Source organism: Methylobacterium sp. (assembly GCF_019750675.1).
Taxonomy (GTDB): domain Bacteria; phylum Pseudomonadota; class Alphaproteobacteria; order Rhizobiales; family Beijerinckiaceae; genus Methylobacterium.
On the sequence record NZ_JAIEOF010000428.1, the window covers coordinates 1 to 12,952 of the forward strand.

The window sequence follows — 12,952 nt, forward strand, 5'->3', positions numbered from 1 at the left end:
CCCTGGGCCTGGTAGTTGGAGCCCGCCCCCGATCCGTACAGGGTGGCCGGACGCTCGGCCATGCGCTCGTAGACGAGGCGGCCGACGATCTGGCCGTCCTCGAGGAGGAACGGCACGTCGCGCGAGCGCACCTCGAGGACGGCGCGGGCGCCGGCACCGCCGGCGGCGGCGAAGCCGAAGCCCGGATCGAAGAAGCCGGCGTAGTGGACCCGGAATTCGCCCACCAGGGGGTCGAACGGCACCATCTCGGCGGCGAAGTCGGGCGGCACCTGCACCGCCTCCTTGGAGGCCAGGATGTAGAACTGGCCGGGATCGAGGATCAGCGCCCGCGTGGGATCGGCGTGCAGCGGCTCCCAGAAGTCCACCGCCCGGTGGGCGCCGGGCGCGTCCACGTCGACGAGGCCGGTATGGCGCCGGGCGCGGTAGCCAACGAGGCCGGAGAAGCCCGAGAGGTCGATCGAGACGCCGATGCCGCCCTGGAAGGTCGGGCTCAGGGCGTCGACCAGGGGCGAGGCCGCGTGCAGGGCGGCGAGCTCGGCATCGGTGAGGCGGGGCTCGCCGCGCCGGAAGCGGATCTGCGACAGGCGCGAGCCGGTGCGGACCTTCACCGGGAAGGTGCGGGGCGAGATCTCCGCATAGAGCGGCCCGTTATAGCCGGCCTCGACCTGATCGAAGGCGGCGCCCCGGTCGGTGATGACCCGGGTGAAGACGTCGATGCGGCCGGTCGAACTCTTCGGATTGGCGCTGGCGGCAAGGTCGTCCGGCAGGGCGAGGTGCTCCTGCAACTCGGCGATGTAGACGCAGCCCGTCTCCAGCACCGCCCCCTGCGCCAGGTCCATCTCGTGCAGCGCGAAGGCCGCGATGCAGGCCGAGACCGTGCGGGCGCCGGGCAGGAAGCTGGTGCGCACACGGAACACCCGGGCGCCGAGGCGCAGGTCGAGGCTCGCGGGCTGGATCTGGTCGGGGGCGTAGGGCGTGTCGGGCCGGATCGCGCCCGCGCGCGTCAGGGCATCGATCCCGGCCGCGGCCAGAATTCCGTGCTGGCGGCTGTCCGCCCCGTCCTGCATCGCGTCCGGCATCCGTTCGCACCACCCGCTGATCACTCGGGCACCGCCCCGGCGACCGGGGCGGGAACGCCGTATCCTGCACGATTGCGGCCGGATCGCCTAAGGTCCGGTTAAGCGTCCGGGTCTCGGTCGATCCGCAGGACGATCCAGGCGAGGACCAGGCGCGCGATGGCGCCCATGGCGACGAGCCCGGCCAGTGCGCTCGCCAGCAGCGGAAACCCGGCGGGCCACGCCAGCAGGGCGGCGGCGAACAGGACGGCCCCGAGGCCGGCGCCCGGCCCAAAGGCCAGCACCAGCGAGGGCAGGCCGGCGATTCGGGGCGGGCCATCCCCGCGCCGTGCGAGCCAGGCTCCCGCCGCCTGCGCCAGCCCGTCGAGGATCAGCGCCCCGGCGAGCGCCCCCGCGGCCCAGCCGTTGCGCTCGGGCGCGGACCAGGCGAAGGCCCCGGCCAGGCCCGCGATGGCGAGGCTGGCGAGGAGCGCCCGGCCGGGCGACGGCAGGGCGGAGCGCGAAACGGTCTCCTCGACCACGGGACACGGACCTCGATCTTGGGCGGGCATCCCCGCATTCGTCGCGATTGACGCGGTTTTGCGAGGGCCGTACCACGACGCCCTGTGCTTGTCGCGAACGCAGCGCGCTCGGGGTTCAGGTCCGGCCAGGGAGGCAGAGACGGCGATGTACAAGGCTCAGACGCGCGGGATCAGCGTGACCGTCATGCCACGCTTCGTCGAGGAAGAATCGTCCCCGGCCGAGAGCCGCTACTTCTTCGCCTACACGGTCGAGATCGTGAACAACGGCTCGGAGCAGGTGCAACTGCGCTCGCGCCACTGGCGCATCGTCGATGGGCGTGGGGAAACCCAGGAGGTCCGCGGCGCCGGGGTCGTCGGCAAGCAGCCGGTGCTCGAGCCCGGCGAATCCTTCAGCTACACCAGCGGCTGCCCCCTCACCACGCCGGACGGCCTGATGGCCGGCAGCTACACCATGGCCACCCATGGCGGTGAGAGCTTCGAGGCGGAAATCCCGGCCTTCTCGCTGGATTCTCCCCATGTCCGGCGCAGCGTGCATTAGGGCCGTGTCCACCGAAGGCCCGCGCCCGGAGACCCTCGACTGGCTGGCGCGGCTCGTGGCCTTCGACACCGAGAGTTCGAAATCGAACCTCGCGCTGATCGACAGCGTGGCGGCCTCCCTCGACGATCTCGGCGTGCCCTTCGTCCGCGTGCCGAACGCGACCGGCGACAAGGCGGCCCTGTTCGCCACCATCGGGCCGAACGTCGACGGCGGCGTCGTGCTCTCGGGCCATACCGACGTGGTTCCGGTGACGGGCCAGGCCTGGAGCACCGACCCCTTCATCCTGCGGGTGGCGGACGGGCGCGCCTACGGGCGCGGGGCCGTCGACATGAAGGGCTTCTGCGCCCTGGCCCTCGCGGCGATCCCGCGCTTCCAGGCCGCCGACCTCAAGCGCCCGATCCACATCCTCCTGTCCTACGACGAGGAGACGACCTGCCTCGGCGTCGCCGACACCATCGCGCGCTTCGGCGCCGACCTGCCGCGCCCCGGCGCGGTGATCGTCGGCGAGCCCACCGACCTCGAAGTGGCCGACGCGCACAAGAGCATCGTCACCTACCTCACCACGGTGCACGGCCACGAGGCGCATTCGGCCAAGCCGATGCTCGGCGCCAACGCCGTGATGGCGGCAGCCGACCTCGTCTCGGAACTGAACCGGATCGCCGACGCGATGATCGCGCGCGGCGACGCCTCGGGGCGCTTCGACCCGCCCGCCACCACCGTGCATGTCGGCACCATCGCGGGCGGCACGGCCCGCAACATCCTGCCCAAGGTCTGCACCTTCCACTGGGAGTTCCGCGGCCTGCCCGACCTCGACATGGGCGAGATCCCCGCCCTGTTCGAGGCCAAGGTGCGCACCGTGCTGCGCGACCGGCTCAACCGCTACGGCGATTACGGGCGGATCGAGACCCTGGAGGAGGTCTCGGTGCCCGGTCTCGCCTCCGAGCCCGGCTCGGCGGCCGAGCGGCTGGCGCTCCGGGTGGCGGAGCGCAACCACACGATCTCGGTGCCCTACGCCACCGAGGCCGGGCGCTTCCAGGTCGCCGGCATCCCCACCGTGGTCTGCGGCCCGGGCTCCATCGACCAGGCGCACCAACCGGACGAGTACATCACCCTGGCGGCCCTGCAGGCCGGGGAGGCCTTCATGGACCGGCTCATCGCCGCGTGCGTGGCGCCATGACGGCCTTCGTGTCCCGGACCATCGCGGCGGACGGGCCGGTGAAGCTGCGCCCGCTGGAGCGCGAGGACCTGATGTTCGTGCATCAGCTCAACAACAACGACAGCATCATGCGCTACTGGTTCGAGGAGGCCTACGAGTCCTTCGCCGAACTGGCGCAACTCTACGAGCGCAACATCCACAACCAGACGGAGCGGCGCTTCATCATCGCCAATTCGGAGGGCGCGCCCGCCGGTCTCGTCGAGCTGGTCGAGATCAACCACCTGCACCGGCGCTGCGAATTCCAGATCGCGATCCACCCGGCCTTCCAGGGCCAGGGCTACGCGCCGCGCGCCACCCGCATCGCCATGGACTACGCCTTCAGCGTCCTCAACATCCACAAGCTCTACCTGCACGTGGACAAGGACAATGCCCGCGCGGTGCGGATCTACGAGCGCTGCGGGTTCAAGCCCGAGGGCATCCTGAAGGACGAGTTCTTCGTCAACGGCAAGTACCGCGACGCGGTGCGGATGTGCCTGTTCCAGCCGGCCTATCTCGCCCGCCGGGGCGGCGGCGACATCGCCGATCCCGTCCTCAAGGCCTGAGCGCCGGGCCTCCGCGTGGAGGTCCGGCGCCGCGTTCAGGTCCTGTGGTCGACGCTTAGCGATCAGTTGCGACCCGCACCGCCCTGACCGCCGGTACGCTCGCCGGCGCCGCCGCCATTCCCCATGCCGCCGCCGGACTTGCCGCCCTGCGCGCCGGTATTCATGCCGCGCTCGTTGCCCCCGGTCTGGTTGCTGGTGTTCATGGTGCCGCGCTCGGCGCCGCCCGACCGGTCGGCCGCGTTGCGGATGCCCGAGCCCTCGGTCCCACGGTCGCGGTTCATGCCGCGCTCGGCCGAGGCGCCGTTGCGGCCGCCCTGCTGGCGGGTATCGGCGTTGCGGATGCCGTCCCGCGACTCGCTCTGCGTCGAGCGGACGTTTCGGGTGGTCTCCTGCCGGCTGTCACGCCGCTCGTCGGTGCGGGACGAGACGGCCTTGCCGCGGAAGCCGCGCTCCTCGAAACGGGCGCCGACGGTGACGCCGCGGCGCTCGGTCACCGTCAGGCGGCGATATTCCGGCGAGCCGTAGAGGACGCGCTGGCCGCGCACGACGACGTAGCGGGTGCCGGGACGGCGGGTCGTCGTCTCCTCGACGCGCACGAGGCGCCGGTACTGGGGCGAGCCGTAGAGGACGCGCTGGCCCCGGATGGTGACGTAGCGCCGGCGCGAGCGCTCGACCACGCGGTCACCGCCGCGATGCTCGACGGTGACGAGGCGGCGATATTCCGGTGAGCCGTAGACCACGCGCTGGCCACCGATGAAGACGAAGCGACCCGAGCGGCGCCCGCCCTCGAAGCGCTCGCTGCGCGTCTCGCTCCGCGACTGGACGGAGACGCGGTCGCGCTGCTCGCGGCCGCCGACGCGGTCCTCGCGGGAGGACGTGCGCGTCGCCCGGTCATCGGAACGGTCGCCCCGCGCACCGTCCCGGTCACCGCGCTCCGCGCTGCGGCCCTGCGCGTCCTTGCCTCGGGATTCTTTGCCTCGGGATTCCTGGCCCTGCGAATCTCGGCCCTGCGAATCTCGGCCCTGCGAATCCCGGGCCGCCGTGTCGCCACGGCCGCCGGCCTCCATGCCCCCGCCATCACGGCGCCCGCTGGCCTCGGCCCGGCCGCCCATCTCGCCGCGGGCGCCCGAGGCCCCCTCGCCGCCGCCCTGGCTCCGCGCGGCGGCCCCACCGCGCGCGCCAGCTTCACCACCGGCGCCGCCCGCCTGGCTGGCACCCTGCGCATAGGCCGACGTCGTCATCAGCAAAGCCGTCAAACCGACCACGAAAGTTTTCATCGACGTTCCTCCAGGACTCTTGTTGAGCACATTTGAGAAACCCGAAACGTCGAACCCTCAGGAACGGTTCAATCGGAAACTTCTGAGCCGATGGTGACCTGCTACGCTGTACTGCAATATGATACGGTCAAGCTTGCTTCTCGGACCGAAACTCTTGTCGCCGGAGCCCGAATTCAGCCGTTCGATCGGCTGGCGACGTCCGAAGCGGCAACGTCAGGCGGTGCGATGCCCTGCGCCGCAACCTCCGCTTCCACCGCCGCCGGATCGAGGTCGTAGCGCCGCGAGCAGAACTCGCAGGTGATGCCGATGCGGCCATCGTCGGCGATCATGTCCCGGCGCTCCTGGGGCGAGAACGAGGTGATCATGCCCATCACCCGCTCGGGGGAGCAGCGGCACTGCTCGCGCACGCCCTGCGCCTCGAATACCCGCACGCCGCGCTCGTGGAACAGGCGGTAGAGCAGGCGCTCGGCCGAGACCTCGGGGTCGACGAGTTCGTGGTCCTCGATGGTGGAGACGAGGCTGCGGGCCTCGACCCAGGCATCGTCCTCGGGCATCCCATGCGCGTCGAGGTGGACGTGGCCCTCGGGGATGTCGCCGGGCGGCAGGTCGGCCAGGCGCGCGCGGTCGATGGATTGGGGCAGGAACTGCACCAGCAGGCCGCCGGCCCGGTAGGTCCGGGCGCCGCCGGCATATTGCTCGGCCACCGCGAGGCGGACCTGGGTCGGGATCTGCTCCGACTGGCGGAAATACTGGTGCGCCGCCTCCTCCAGGCTCTGGCCCTCCAGGGCAACGACGCCCTGGTACCGGCTGCTGGTCGGGCCCTGGTCGATGGTCATGGCCAGATGACCCTGCCCGATCAGGTCCCCGTCCTGCAGCGGTCCGGCGCCGAGGGCCTCGACCCGGCCGGTATCGAAGCGCGCGGTGGCGCGCAGGCGGTCGGGCGCCTCGAAATCGACGACGATCATCGCGACGGGGCCGTCGGTCTTGGTCTGGAGCTGGAAGCGGCCCTCGAACTTCAGGGACGAGCCGAGGAGCACCGTGAGGGCCGCCGCCTCCCCGAGGAGGCGCGCCACCGCGTCCGGATAGCCGTGGCGGCGCAGGATGGTGTCGACGGCCGGGCCGAGCCGGACCACGCGGCCGCGCACGTCCAGCGCCTCGACGGCGAAGGGCAGCACGACGTCGTCGTCGCCCTCGATGAGGAGGGGGGCTCCGTGTCCGGCGGTCGTTCCAGCAGGCGTTCCAGAAGTCATGGCAGCTCCGATCGGGCTCGACGAACGCGAGGGCTGGGCCACGGACCACGCGACCCCTCGGGGTCAGGATCATGGTCAGGGGATCGCCGAGGGGAATCGGCGGCGCACCGGTCGGAACGGCCGCGCTCGTCGCGCGGCCGCGCCCAACCCTCGGGCAGGGATGTAAGCCCTATATAGGCATCCGGGCGCGGCGGCGCGACGGGGCCGGGCCGCGGCGCGTGCGGGATGCCCGCCTCAGAGGCCGTGGGCCCGCAGGCACCAGGCGAGGATTCCCTTCTGGGCGTGCAGGCGGTTTTCGGCCTCGTCGAAGATCACGGATTGCGGCCCGTCGATCACCTCGGCGGTGACTTCCTCGCCGCGATGGGCCGGCAGGCAGTGCATGAAGATCGCGTCCTTGGCCGCGGCCGCCATCAGGCGGGCATCGACCCGGTAGGGCACGAGCAGGTTGTGCCGGTGCTGGTCGTCCTCGTCGCCCATGGAGACCCAGCAATCGGTGACCACCGCGTCCGCTCCGTCCACGGCCGCGTAGGCATCGGTGGTGACGTTGACGGTGGCGCCCTCCGCCTTGGCCCAATCGAGGAGCGGCTGGGGCGTCGACAGTTCCGGCGGCGCCGCGATGTTGAGGGTGAAGTCGAAGCGCGCGGCGGCGTGCACCCAGGAGGCGAGCACGTTGTTGGCATCTCCCGACCAGGCCACGGTGCGGCCCCGGATCGGCCCGCGATGCTCCTCGAAGGTCAGAAGGTCGGCCATGATCTGGCAGGGGTGCGAGACCTTGGTCAGGGCGTTGATCACCGGCACGGTGGCGTACTCGGCCAGCTCCAGCATCAGGCCGTGGTCGAGGATGCGGATCATGATCGCGTCGACGTAGCGCGAGAGCACGCGGGCGGTGTCGCCCACGGTCTCGCCACGGCCGAGCTGCATCTCGCTGCCCGTCAGCATCAGGGTCTCGCCGCCGAGTTCGCGCATGCCGACGTCGAACGACACGCGGGTGCGGGTCGAGGGCCGGTCGAACACCATCGCCAGGGTCTTGCCGATGAGGGGACGGTCCTCGGCCAGCTCGCCCTTGCGGCGGCGCGCCTTGATGCGGGCGGCGGCGTCCAAAACCGTGCGCAGCTGCTCGGCCGAGAAATCCTTGAGGTCGAGGAAGTGGCGGGTTCCGTGGCCGGTCCCGTTCAGTGTCGTGGTCATCGGTCCGTTCTTCGTGTGCGTGGTCCCGGTTCGGGCGGTTCCGGTCGAGGCTGGCCCGGTCCGGGCAGGTCCGGCGTCGCGGCCGGAAGGGCGGGCGGCGGTCCGGCTACTCGGCGGCGCCGCGCAGGCGCGTCCCGAGGCGCCCGGCCGCCGTGTCGAGGCGGGTGACCGCCTCCGCCACGTCGGCTTCCGTGATGATCAGCGGCGGCAGCAGGCGCACCACGTTGTCGCCCGCCGGGATCACCAGCAGGTGCGCGTCGCGGGCGGCGGCCGTGAACGCGGTGTTGGGCACGTGGAGCTTGAGGCCGAGCATCAGGCCTTCGCCGCGGATATCGGCGATGACGCTCGGGTGTCGGTCCTGCAGGGCGGCCAGGCGCTGCTTCAGGATGAGGCCCATGCGCTGGACGTGGTCGAGGAAGCCGTCGGCCAGCACCACGTCCAGGACGGCGTTGCCCACCGCCATGGCCAGCGGGTTGCCGCCGAAGGTGGTGCCGTGGCTGCCGGCCGTCATGCCGCGCGCGGCCTCTGCCGTGGCGAGGCAGACGCCCAGCGGAAACCCGCCGCCGATGCCCTTGGCCGCGCTCATGATGTCGGGGGCCGCCCCCGCCCACTCGTGCGCGAAGAGCTTGCCCGTGCGCCCGACCCCGGTCTGGACCTCGTCCATGATCAGCAGGATGCCGTGTTCGTCGCAGAGCGCGCGCAGGCCGCGCAGGCATTGCGGCGGCACCGGGCGGACGCCGCCCTCCCCCTGGATCGGCTCGATCAGGATCGCGGCGGTCTCCGGGCCGATGGCGGCCCGCAGGGCGTCGTGGTCGCCGAAGGGCACCTGGTCGAAACCGTCGACCTTCGGGCCGAAGCCCTCGATGTACTTCTGCTGGCCGCCGGCCGCGATCGTGGCCAGGGTCCGGCCGTGGAAGGCGCCTTCGACGGTGACGATCCGGAAGCGCTCCGGATGGGCGCCGGCCGCGTGGTACTTGCGCGCCATCTTGATGGCGGCCTCGTTGGCCTCGGCGCCCGAATTGGCGAAGAAGGCCACGTCCGCGAAGGTCGCGTCCACGAGACGCCGGCCGAGCCGCTCGCCCTCCGGGATCTCGAACAGGTTCGAGGTGTGCCAGAGCTTGCCCGCCTGCTCGGTCAGGGCCGCCACGAGGTGCGGGTGGGCGTGGCCGAGCGCGTTCACCGCGATGCCGGCGCCGAAGTCGAGGTATCGCTCGCCCCCGCGCGCCTCGAGCCATGCGCCCTCGCCGCGCTCGAAGGCGATGGGGGCCCGGGCATAGGTCGGCAGAAGGGCGGATGTCACGATTCCGTCTTCCCGTGTCTCGCGGCGGCGCTTCGGCAGCGCGACCGCACCAAATGAAAGTGCCGCCTCGGATGGGGCGGCACGCGCGCGATTACTAGAGAAATGTCCAATTCTGTCAACGACAGACCGGGTTCATATCCCTGACATGCCTGCCAATTAGGCTGTCGTGCGCGGCACGCGGTTCGCCGTGCGTCATGCCTTGCACCCTGCGCCCGGAAGTGCTCAGAGCCGCGTCAGGCCGGACACGCCGACCCGCCAGAGTCGGCCGCACACGAGAGGAACGACGCAGCATGAGCACCGTCACGGAACGCCTGGAAGCCCTCGGCCTGACCCTGCCGAAGGCCGCCGCACCCGTTGCGAATTACGTGCCGTTCGTGCGCAGCGGCAACCTCGTGGTGATCTCCGGCCAGATCTGCTTCGGCGCCGACGGCAAGATCGCCGCCGCCCACACGGGCAAGCTCGGGGCCGAGGTCTCGGCGGAGGACGGCATCGCCGCGGCCCGGCTCTGCGCCCTCAACGTGCTGGCCCAGGTGCAGGCGGCGGTGGGCGACCTCGAGCGCGGGGTCGTGCAGTGCATCCGCCTCGGCGGCTTCATCAACGCGGTCCCGACCTTCGCGGGGCTCGCCGGCATCATGAACGGCGCCTCCGACCTCATGGTGGAGGTCCTGGGCGACCGTGGCCGCCACGCCCGCTCCACCGTCGGCGTCGCCGAACTGCCCCTCGACGCGGCCGTCGAGGTCGAGGCGATGTTCGAGGTCAAATGACCCCGAACGCCCCCGACTGGCTCACCGCCCGTCCCATCGCCCATCGCGGCCTGCACGACCGGGCGGCCGGCGTACCCGAGAACACGGCTGCCGCCGCCGAGGCGGCGATGGCCGGCGGCTACGCCATCGAGTGCGACGTGCAGCTCAGCGCCGACGGCGAGGCGATGGTGTTCCACGACGAGACCCTGGGCCGCCTGACCACGGCTGCGGAGGCGGTCGGCGCGCGCCCCGCCGCCGCCCTCGCGGGACTGGCTGTGGCGGGGAGCGCCGAGCGTATCCCGACCCTGCCGGATTTCCTCGCCCGGATCGGCGGCCGCACGCCCCTCGTGATCGAGGTGAAGTCGCGCTACACCGGTGACCTGCGGCTCGCCGAGCGCGTCGCCACCCTGGCGACCGCCTATGACGGCCCCGTGGCGCTCAAATCCTTCGATCCGCACGTCGTCGCCGCCCTGCGGACCCTGGCGCCGGAGCTTCCGCGCGGCATCGTCGCCGAGACCCGACAGGAGGACCCGGCCTACGCGACGCTGGCGCCGAGCCTGCGGCGCGCGCTCTCCGACCTCCTGCACTTCGACGAGACCCGGCCGGATTTCCTGTCCTGGCGGGTGGACGACCTGCCCTGCGGGCCCGCGTTCCTGTGCCGGCTGCTGGGACAACGGCCGGTGATGACCTGGACCGTGCGCAACCCGGATCAGCGCCGGCACGCCGAGACCCATGCCGACCAGATGGTGTTCGAGGGGTTCTGTCCCTAGGTCGACCCGCCCCTGCGACGGCGCGGGACCCCGCGCCGCCCTTGGCCCGCCGGGTCGCGGGGCCTAGATTGCCCGTCCATGGATATTCCCGGCGAAACTCCTCGGTCCGGCGATGAACCCGGCGCCCCGGCCGAGACCGTGACGGAGCTGCAGGTGCGCGCGGTGCCGGGGCTCGCCGGGATCGCGGCGGACGCGTGGGATGCCTGCGCCACCTCGGCCGAGACCCTCTCGGGTGGTGACGAGACCCACAACCCCTTCGTCTCGCACGCCTTCCTGTCCTCGCTGGAGGATTCCGGCTGCGTCTCGCGAAAAGTCGGCTGGCTCCCCCTGCACGTGATGGTGGAGCGCGAGGGCCGCCTCGTCGGGGTGGCGCCCTGCTACCTGAAGTCCCACAGCCAGGGCGAGTACGTCTTCGACCATGGCTGGGCGGACGCCTACGAGCGGGCCGGGGGCAGCTACTACCCGAAGCTCCAGGTCAGCGTGCCCTTCACCCCCGTCACCGGCCCGCGCTTCCTCATCGCGCCGGGGCAGGACGTGAACGAGGCGGCCTCGGCGATCGTCGCCGGCCTGCGGGCGCTGCGCACCGAGACCAAGGCCTCCTCGATCCACGTCACCTTCATGCAGGAGCGCGAGTGGGACCAGGCCGGGGCTCTGGGCTTCCTCCAGCGCGTCGACCAGCAGTTCCACTGGGACAATGCCGCCTATGCCAGCTTCGAGGATTTCCTCGGGGCGCTGGCCTCCCGCAAGCGCAAGGCGATCCGGCGCGAACGCCGCGACGCGCTTGCGCCCGGCATCACCATCGAGCACGTCACCGGCGCCGACCTGACCCCCGCCCACTGGGACGCATTCTACGAATTCTACGCCGATACCGGCGCGCGCAAGTGGGGGCGGCCCTACCTGAACCGCAAATTCTTCGAGCTCATCGGCGCGCGCATGCCCGAGCGGGTGCTGCTGGTGATGGCCCGGCGCGAGGGCCGCTTCATCGCCGGTGCCATCAACTTCATCGGGGATGTGGCTCTCTACGGCCGCAACTGGGGCTGCGTCGAGGATCATCCCTTCCTGCATTTCGAGGTCTGTTACTATCAGGCCATCGACTTCGCCATCGCGCGCGGACTGAAGCGCGTCGAGGCGGGGGCCCAAGGTGAGCACAAGCTCGCGCGGGGCTACCGCCCCGTCCTCATGCATTCGGCCCACGACATCGCCGATCCGGCCCTGCGCCGGGCGGTGGCCGATTACTTGGCGCGCGAGCGCGAACACGTGCTGGAAGCCGCCGAAGTCCTGGACACGCTGACGCCGTTCCGGCGCGAAACCGGGGACTGTCCGGCATCCGACTTGCCTGAGGCCGCGCCGGAGGCGACACCCTCCGCAGACCAGACGCCAGAGACCTGAGGAAACCCCGTGAGTCCCATCGACCGCATCAAGAGCTTCGCCGACGACCTCGTGGCCATCCGCCGCGACTTCCACGCCCATCCCGAGCTCGGCTTCGAGGAGGTCCGCACCTCCGGCATCGTGGCCGAGGAACTGGCGCGCTACGGCATCGCCGTGCATCGCGGCATCGGCGGCACCGGGGTGGTGGGCGTGCTGGAAGGGCGCACCGGGTCCGGCCGGCGGATCGCCCTGCGCGCCGACATGGACGCGCTGCCGATCGAGGAGGAGACCAACCTGCCCTACCGCTCGACGGTCCCGGGCAAGATGCACGCCTGCGGGCATGACGGGCACACCACGATGCTGCTGGGTGCGGCGCGCTACCTCGCCGAGACCCGCGACTTCGACGGCACCGCCCTGTTCGTGTTCCAACCGGCCGAGGAGGGCCAGGGCGGCGCCCGCGCGATGATCGCGGACGGTCTGTTCGAGACGTTTCCCTGCGACGAGATCTACGCGATCCACAACCAGCCCAACGGCCCGCACGGCAAGATCAAGCTGCGGCCCGGCCCGGCCATGGCGGCGGCGGATTTCTTCGACATCCGCATCACCGGGCGCGGCGCCCACGCGGCCCAACCGCAGCAAGGCATCGACCCGATCGTGGTCGGCTCCACCCTGGTCCAGGCGCTGCAGTCGATCGTCTCGCGCAACGCCGACCCGCTCAAGAGCGCGGTGCTCTCCATCACGCAGTTCCACGCGGGCGCGGCCTACAACGTCATTCCGGAGGGCGCCCACATCACCGGTACGGTGCGGACCTTCGATGCGGACCTGCGCACCCTCGTCACCACCCGCATCCACGAGATCGCCAAGGGCATCGCCGCGGCCTACGGCGCCACCATCGACGTCGACATCCGCGACGTGTTCTCCGTGCTGATGAACAGCCCGGAGCATGCGGCGGCGGCGGCCGACATCGCCCGCGAGCTGTTCGGCCCCGAGGGCGTCGACGACCAGTCGAAGCCCCGCATGGGCAGCGAGGATTTCGCCGACATGGTCGCGCGGGTGCCTGGCGCCTATGCGTGGATCGGCTCGACGCCGGGCCCCGGCCTGCACAATGCGAGCTTCGACTTCGACGACAGCATCATTCCCCTCGGCTCGGCCTTCCTCGCCCG

At 71.5% G+C, this 12,952-nt stretch carries 13 protein-coding genes; 7 read left to right on the forward strand and 6 right to left on the reverse strand.

The genetic code is table 11. The features are described from left to right. Both K2X24_RS22410 and K2X24_RS22415 read right to left on the reverse strand, forming a co-directional pair. Positions 1-1,079, reverse strand: a 1,079-nt coding sequence (locus K2X24_RS22410) for a 2'-deoxycytidine 5'-triphosphate deaminase (protein WP_292501272.1), incomplete at its 3' end; no start/stop codon positions are given. A 98-nt stretch (positions 1,080-1,177) separates the two neighbouring features. Then, positions 1,178-1,597, reverse strand: coding sequence for a hypothetical protein (locus K2X24_RS22415; RefSeq protein WP_292501274.1), 420 nt, complete (start codon positions 1,595-1,597; stop codon positions 1,178-1,180). A 145-nt stretch (positions 1,598-1,742) separates the two neighbouring features. Here K2X24_RS22415 and apaG point away from each other — a divergent pair, with 145 nt between their 5' ends. Genes apaG through speG form a run of 3 tightly spaced genes read left to right on the forward strand, consistent with a single transcriptional unit; the run spans position 1,743 to position 3,893 of the window. Beyond that, positions 1,743-2,135 (forward strand): Co2+/Mg2+ efflux protein ApaG, encoded by a 393-nt coding sequence (gene apaG / locus K2X24_RS22420; protein ID WP_238278946.1) that lies wholly within the window; start codon positions 1,743-1,745, stop codon positions 2,133-2,135. A gap of 4 nt (positions 2,136-2,139) precedes the next feature. Beyond that, complete coding sequence (gene argE, locus K2X24_RS22425; RefSeq protein ID WP_292501276.1) at positions 2,140-3,312, forward strand: acetylornithine deacetylase; 1,173 nt, start codon at positions 2,140-2,142, stop codon at positions 3,310-3,312. Continuing rightward, positions 3,309-3,893: a spermidine N1-acetyltransferase gene (gene speG / locus K2X24_RS22430; protein WP_292501277.1), complete on the forward strand. Its 585-nt coding sequence runs from the start codon at positions 3,309-3,311 to the stop codon at positions 3,891-3,893. The genes argE and speG overlap by 4 nt, the downstream gene beginning before the upstream one ends. A 62-nt stretch (positions 3,894-3,955) precedes the next feature. Here speG and K2X24_RS22435 read toward each other — a convergent pair whose 3' ends face one another. From K2X24_RS22435 to K2X24_RS22450, 4 genes are all read right to left on the reverse strand, one after another. Then, on the reverse strand, positions 3,956-5,170 hold the full coding sequence (locus K2X24_RS22435; RefSeq protein ID WP_292501278.1) for a hypothetical protein: 1,215 nt from the start codon (positions 5,168-5,170) through the stop codon (positions 3,956-3,958). 173 nt (positions 5,171-5,343) lie between these two features. Then, positions 5,344-6,420, reverse strand: coding sequence for an Hsp33 family molecular chaperone (locus tag K2X24_RS22440; RefSeq protein ID WP_292501279.1), 1,077 nt, complete (start codon positions 6,418-6,420; stop codon positions 5,344-5,346). A 234-nt stretch (positions 6,421-6,654) separates the two neighbouring features. Further along, positions 6,655-7,608, reverse strand: coding sequence for an ornithine carbamoyltransferase (argF, locus tag K2X24_RS22445; protein WP_292501280.1), 954 nt, complete (start codon positions 7,606-7,608; stop codon positions 6,655-6,657). Between the two features lie 106 nt (positions 7,609-7,714). Beyond that, positions 7,715-8,908 carry an aspartate aminotransferase family protein gene (locus tag K2X24_RS22450; protein ID WP_292501282.1) on the reverse strand — a complete coding sequence of 398 codons (1,194 nt, stop codon included), beginning with the start codon at positions 8,906-8,908 and terminating at the stop codon, positions 7,715-7,717. 290 nt (positions 8,909-9,198) lie between these two features. Between K2X24_RS22450 and K2X24_RS22455 the strand changes: the two genes are divergently transcribed. From K2X24_RS22455 to K2X24_RS22470, 4 genes are all read left to right on the forward strand, one after another. After that, positions 9,199-9,672: a RidA family protein gene (locus K2X24_RS22455; RefSeq protein ID WP_292501283.1), complete on the forward strand. Its 474-nt coding sequence runs from the start codon at positions 9,199-9,201 to the stop codon at positions 9,670-9,672. Beyond that, complete coding sequence (locus tag K2X24_RS22460; RefSeq protein WP_292501285.1) at positions 9,669-10,421, forward strand: glycerophosphodiester phosphodiesterase family protein; 753 nt, start codon at positions 9,669-9,671, stop codon at positions 10,419-10,421. Before K2X24_RS22455 ends, K2X24_RS22460 begins: the two co-directional genes overlap by 4 nt. 138 nt (positions 10,422-10,559) lie before the next feature. After that, positions 10,560-11,810 (forward strand): GNAT family N-acetyltransferase, encoded by a 1,251-nt coding sequence (locus K2X24_RS22465; RefSeq protein WP_292501287.1) that lies wholly within the window; start codon positions 10,560-10,562, stop codon positions 11,808-11,810. Positions 11,811-11,819: 9 nt separating this feature from the next. Next, on the forward strand, positions 11,820-12,952 hold a 1,133-nt coding region (locus K2X24_RS22470), incomplete at its 3' end, for a M20 aminoacylase family protein (RefSeq protein ID WP_292501288.1).

What these genes read in the sequence shown, in the direction of transcription:
- K2X24_RS22455 (WP_292501283.1), top strand. Translation starts at nt 9,199, where the DNA reads ATGAGCACCGTCACGGAACGCCTGGAAGCCCTCGGCCTGACCCTGCCG.
- K2X24_RS22460 (WP_292501285.1), top strand. Translation starts at nt 9,669, where the DNA reads ATGACCCCGAACGCCCCCGACTGGCTCACCGCCCGTCCCATCGCCCAT.
- speG (WP_292501277.1), top strand. Translation starts at nt 3,309, where the DNA reads ATGACGGCCTTCGTGTCCCGGACCATCGCGGCGGACGGGCCGGTGAAG.
- K2X24_RS22435 (WP_292501278.1), bottom strand. Translation starts at nt 5,170, where the DNA reads ATGAAAACTTTCGTGGTCGGTTTGACGGCTTTGCTGATGACGACGTCG.
- K2X24_RS22440 (WP_292501279.1), bottom strand. Translation starts at nt 6,420, where the DNA reads ATGACTTCTGGAACGCCTGCTGGAACGACCGCCGGACACGGAGCCCCC.
- apaG (WP_238278946.1), top strand. Translation starts at nt 1,743, where the DNA reads ATGTACAAGGCTCAGACGCGCGGGATCAGCGTGACCGTCATGCCACGC.
- argF (WP_292501280.1), bottom strand. Translation starts at nt 7,608, where the DNA reads ATGACCACGACACTGAACGGGACCGGCCACGGAACCCGCCACTTCCTC.